This is a genomic window from Streptomyces sp. UH6 (assembly GCF_013421635.1).
In the GTDB taxonomy this organism is placed as follows: domain Bacteria; phylum Actinomycetota; class Actinomycetes; order Streptomycetales; family Streptomycetaceae; genus Streptomyces; species Streptomyces abyssomicinicus.
Genome location: NZ_JACADT010000377.1, coordinates 1 through 5,066 on the forward strand (window position 1 = coordinate 1; position 5,066 = coordinate 5,066).

General features: G+C 71.7%; 4 protein-coding genes and 1 pseudogene. 2 read left to right on the forward strand and 3 right to left on the reverse strand.

Annotated features, from left to right (window positions below; translation table 11 throughout):
- On the forward strand, positions 1-1,124 hold a 1,124-nt coding region (locus HW445_RS17975), incomplete at its 5' end, for a lysylphosphatidylglycerol synthase transmembrane domain-containing protein (protein WP_180222023.1).
- Positions 1,125-1,289: 165 nt separating this feature from the next.
- Positions 1,290-2,834 (forward strand): alpha/beta hydrolase, encoded by a 1,545-nt coding sequence (locus HW445_RS17980; protein WP_180222024.1) that lies wholly within the window; start codon positions 1,290-1,292, stop codon positions 2,832-2,834.
- A gap of 25 nt (positions 2,835-2,859) precedes the next feature.
- On the opposite strand, the gene HW445_RS17985 is transcribed toward HW445_RS17980, so the two are convergent.
- The 3 genes and pseudogenes from HW445_RS17985 to HW445_RS17995 form a co-directional block, all read right to left on the reverse strand.
- Positions 2,860-3,303: a hypothetical protein gene (locus HW445_RS17985; protein WP_180222025.1), complete on the reverse strand. Its 444-nt coding sequence runs from the start codon at positions 3,301-3,303 to the stop codon at positions 2,860-2,862.
- A gap of 160 nt (positions 3,304-3,463) precedes the next feature.
- Positions 3,464-4,642, reverse strand: coding sequence for an adenylyltransferase/sulfurtransferase MoeZ (gene moeZ / locus HW445_RS17990; RefSeq protein WP_151771384.1), 1,179 nt, complete (start codon positions 4,640-4,642; stop codon positions 3,464-3,466).
- Positions 4,643-4,873: 231 nt separating this feature from the next.
- A pseudogene (locus HW445_RS17995) lies at positions 4,874-5,066 on the reverse strand (reductase); the annotation flags it as partial.

Here is a 5,066-nt window from a genome sequence, read left to right on the forward strand (position 1 = left end):
CGGCCGAGCGGGAGGCGGACGCCGGGGGCGCGACGGCCGCCGACCGCAAGACCCTCAAGGCCGAGCAGCGCGCCGACAAGCGTGCCGTCGACGAGGCCCTGGAGGAGGCCCGCGAGGAGGACCTGCTCACCCAGATCCGCCACGAGGTGCTCCGCATCCGCCCGCAGGCCCCGGTGGAACCGGCCCGCCTGGAGCGGATCCGCCCACGGACGCTGATCACCTTCATCGCGGGCGCGATCGGCGCCTACTTCCTGCTCTCCCAGCTCGCCCACGTCCCGTTCGGGTCGCTGATCTCCCAGGCGCACTGGGGCTGGGTGGCCGCGGCGGCGCTGTTCGCGGCGCTCAGCTACGTGGCGGCGGCGATGTCGCTGCTCGGGTTCGTGCCCGAGCGGGTGCCGTTCTGGCGCACCGTCTCCGCGCAGGTGGCCGGCTCGTTCGTGAAGATCGTCGCTCCGGCGGCGATCGGCGGCGTGGCGCTGAACACCCGGTTCCTGCAGAAGGCGGGGGTCCGGCCGGGTCTGGCGGTGGCCAGCGTGGGCGCCTCCCAGCTCTTCGGGCTGGGCGCGCACATCCTGCTCCTGCTGGTTGTCGGCTATCTCACCGGCATCGAGAAGACCCCGTCCCTGTCGCCCTCCCGGACGGTGATCGCCGGTCTGCTGACGGTCGCGGTGCTGGTCCTGGTGGTGACCTCGGTGCCGTTCCTGCGGAAGTTCGTGGCGACCCGGGTGCGCTCGCTCTTCGCCGGTGTGGTGCCGCGCATGCTCGACGTGCTGCAGCGCCCGCAGAAGCTGGCCACCGGCATCGGCGGCATGCTCCTGCTGACCACCTGTTTCGTCCTCTGCCTGGACGCCTCGGCCCGCGCGTTCGGCAGCGGGACCACCGGCGTGAGCCTGGCGAGCGTCGCGGTGGTGTTCCTGGCCGGCAACGCGCTCGGTTCGGCCGCGCCGACCCCGGGCGGCATCGGCGCGGTGGAGGCCACGCTGACCCTCGGCCTGGTGGCGGTGGGGCTGACGCAGGAGGTGGCGGTCCCCGCGGTGCTGCTCTTCCGTCTGCTCACCCTGTGGCTGCCGGTGCTCCCCGGCTGGCTGTGCTTCAGCCACCTGTCCCGTCGCGGAGCCCTCTGAGGCGCACACCGGGGCCCGCGCGGTCCCGGCATCCCGCCCCGGCGTGCGCCCGGGCGTGCGCACCGGCTCCCTCCCGGTCTCCGCCCGGTCCCCTCCCGGTCTCCGGTTAACCCGGACGGGTCCCGAGCCCGCGCGGCGGCCGCCGGGGGGCAGCACCATGGCCGCATGCCCTACACCTCCCGGACCCGCACCGCAGCCCTGCTGACCTCGGCCGTCCTGGCCGCCGGAGCCCTCACGGCCTGTGGCGGCGACGAGGGCGGCGACGTGCGGAAGCAGTCCCTGGAGTGGGAGGACTGCCCGGCTCCCTCGGAGGCGCAGGGCGGCGGCGCCTCACCGTCCCCGCTCCCCCGCGGCGGCGACTGGCAGTGCGCCACCATGCGGGCGCCGCTGAACTGGTCGGAGCCGGAGGGCGAGACCATCGGCATCGAGCTGATCCGGGTCCGCTCCACCGGCGGCGGGAAGGACCGCATCGGCTCCCTGATCTTCAACTTCGGCGGTCCGGGCGGCTCCGGCGTCACCTCCCTGCCCGCCTTCGGCCCGGAGTACGAGACGCTGCGCACCCGTTACGACCTGGTCAGCTTCGACCCGCGCGGGGTCGGCCGCAGCGAACCGGTGGAGTGCGAGAGCGCGAGCCGGCTGGACGCGTTCTTCCAGAAGGACGGCACGCCCGACGACGCCCAGGAACGCGCCGAGTACACGCAGGGTCTGCGCGACTTCAACGAGGCGTGCGAGGACAACTCCGGCGAGGTCCTCCCCTACGTGCGCACCACCGACGCGGCCCGCGACATGAACCTGATGCGGGAGATCCTCGGCGACGACAAGCTGTACTACTTCGGCGTCTCGTACGGCACCGAACTGGGCGGCGTCTACGCCCACCTGTTCCCGAAGAAGGTGGGCCGGGCCGTCTTCGACGCCGTGGTCGACCCGACGCAGGACCCCGAGCAGGGGTCGCTGGGTCAGGCCCGGGGGTTCCAGCGGGCACTGGACAACTTCGCCGAGGACTGCGCCTCCAAGCCGCAGGAGGAGTGCCCGATCGGCACGAACGCCGACGACATCAAGGAGCGGATCACCCAGCTCCTCGCCGGCCTGGAGGAGCGCTCGCTGCCGGGCATCTTCCCCCGTCGGCTCACCGAGACGGCCGCCACCGGCGGCATCGCCCAGTCCCTCTACTCGCAGGACTTCTGGCCGTACCTGACCCAGGCGCTGGACGAGGCGTACGACGGTGACGGCCGGACGCTGCTGGCCCTCGCCGACTCGATGAACGGGCGCAACCAGAGCGGCGAGTACAGCAACCTGGTGGCGGCCAACACGGCGATCAACTGCTCCGACGACAAGCCCCGGTACACGGTCGCCGACGTCCAGCGGGTGCTGCCGCGGTTCCGCGAGGCCTCGCCGGTGTTCGGCGACTACCTGGCCTGGTCGATGCTGAACTGCGCGGACTGGCCGGTGGCGGGCGCCGCCGACCATCCGGACGTCAGCGCTCCGGGCGCGCCGCCGATCCTGGTCATCGGCAACACGGGCGACCCGGCGACGCCGTACGAGGGCGCCCGGCGGATGGCCCAGGCCCTCGGGCCCGGGGTCGGCGTCGAGATCACCTACCGCGGCGAGGGCCACGGCGCCTACGACAGTGGCGACACCTGCGTCCAGGACGCGGTGAACGGCTACCTCCTGGACGGGAAGGTCCCCCGTTCCGGCACCGTCTGCGGCTGACCGGCCGCCGGGAGCGCGGAGGAGGTCAGGCCGGTATCCAGTCCGGCCACTGCGGGGGGACGTTGCTCGCCGGGCAGAGCCCGGAGTCGCCCGGATATCCGTCGAGCGTTCCCTCGTGCGCGAAGAACCACCAGCCCAGACCCACCGTCGCGACGACCACCAGCACGATCCTCACCCCCGTGCGCCCGGCGGTCCGGCCGGGCGCCAGACGCCGTCCGAGCGCCAGCGTCATCAGCCCGAGGAGTGCCCCGCCCGTGACGATCATCGGGAACTCGGCGTTGAGGACGAAGACCCCGGCGGGCTCGAAGGCCGCGTCGCAGTAGGAACGCGCCCACACCGCCAGCCACCAGCCGCCCGCGCCCGCGGCGGCTCCCCACAGCGCGGCGCCCGCCGAGGGAAGGCAGGAGCGGGTCTCCTGCTCCGGATCGGAGGGCTCTCGGCCGACCACCCCGTGCTCGATTGTGTCCATGCCACAACTCGACACCGCACGCCCCCGGCCGGTTCCCGTGGACACACAGGTTCCCGTGGACCCACCAAGGGGGCAGAGCAGACGACGAAGCCCACGGCGTCCGGGACGATCGGACGCCGTGGGCCTGGTCAGGTCCGCCGGCCGGCGGACGGGGGTCCGGTCAGTAGACCGGCTTCTGCGGCTCGATCTGGTTGACCCAGCCGATGACGCCGCCACCCACGTGGACCGCGTCGGAGAAGCCCGCCGACTTCAGCACCGCGAGGACTTCCGCACTGCGGACACCCGTCTTGCAATGCAGGACGATCTTCTTGTCCTGCGGCAGGCCCTCCAGGGCCGAACCCATCAGGAACTCGTTCTTCGGGATCAGCCGCGCGCCCGGGATCGAGACGATCTCGTACTCGTTCTGCTCACGGACGTCGATGATGTCGATGTCCTCGCCGTCGTCGATCCACTCCTTGAGCTGCTTGGGAGTGATCGTCGAACCGGCGGCGGCCTCCTGGGCCTCCTCCGAGACGACGCCGCAGAAAGCCTCGTAGTCGATGAGCTCGGTGACCGTCGGGTTCTCGCCGCAGACCGCGCAGTTGGGGTCCTTGCGGATCTTGACCTGGCGGTACTGCATCTCCAGGGCGTCGTAGATCATCAGGCGGCCGACCAGCGGCTCACCGATGCCCGCAAGGAGCTTGATCGCCTCGTTGACCTGGATGGAACCGATGGACGCGCAGAGCACGCCCAGCACGCCGCCCTCGGCGCAGGAGGGGACCATGCCCGGCGGCGGGGGCTCCGGGTAGAGGCAGCGGTAGCAGGGGCCGTGCTCGGACCAGAACACCGAGGCCTGGCCGTCGAAGCGGTAGATCGAGCCCCAGACGTACGGCTTGTTCAGCAGCACGCAGGCGTCGTTGACCAGGTACCGGGTCGCGAAGTTGTCCGTGCCGTCGACGATCAGGTCGTACTGGCTGAAGATCTCCATCACGTTCTCGGCCTCGAGCCGCTCTTCGTGAAGGACGACGTTCACGTACGGGTTGATGCCGAGGACGCTGTCCTTGGCGGACTCCGCCTTGGAACGGCCGATGTCCGCCTGGCTGTGGATGATCTGGCGCTGCAGGTTCGACTCGTCGACCTCGTCGAACTCCACGATGCCGAGCGTGCCGACGCCCGCCGCGGCCAGGTACATCAGCGCGGGCGAGCCCAGGCCACCGGCGCCCACACACAGCACCTTGGCGTTCTTCAGCCGCTTCTGCCCGTCCATCCCGACGTCCGGGATGATCAGGTGGCGGGAGTACCTGCGGACCTCGTCTACGGTGAGCTCGTCGGCCGGCTCGACCAGGGGTGGCAACGACACGGGGACTCCGTCGGTCGGGATAAGTACGGTTGTTCTCCCCGTAACACTGCCACGCCCTTCTTCATTCCAAGACACCCGTCCCGACAATCGAGACGTGCGCGTCCCAGCAACCGGGCAGGTCCGGGGAGGTCCGGACAGGGGCCCGGCCAGGGTCCGGCAGGCTGCGCGGAGACGCGGCCCGGATGCGGCAGGCAGCCCGGATGCGGCAGGCGGCCCGCAGCCGCAGGCGGCTCAGATGCGGCAGGCGGCCTCCATCCAGATGTCCGCCAGCGACTCCTCCAGGCCGATCCGCGGCCGCCAGCCCAGCCGGTCCCGGGCGGTGCGGACGTCGGCCTGCTGCCAACTGCCGCAGCCGTCGGGGTACGGGTGCACCGGCATCGTCGGCGCGTGGTGCTCGGAGTCGGTGCGCTGGTGGCCGATCAGG

Excerpts from the sequence above, each read along its gene's own strand:
- HW445_RS17985 (WP_180222025.1), bottom strand. The coding sequence starts at position 3,303 with ATGGACACAATCGAGCACGGGGTGGTCGGCCGAGAGCCCTCCGATCCG.
- HW445_RS17980 (WP_180222024.1), top strand. The coding sequence starts at position 1,290 with ATGCCCTACACCTCCCGGACCCGCACCGCAGCCCTGCTGACCTCGGCC.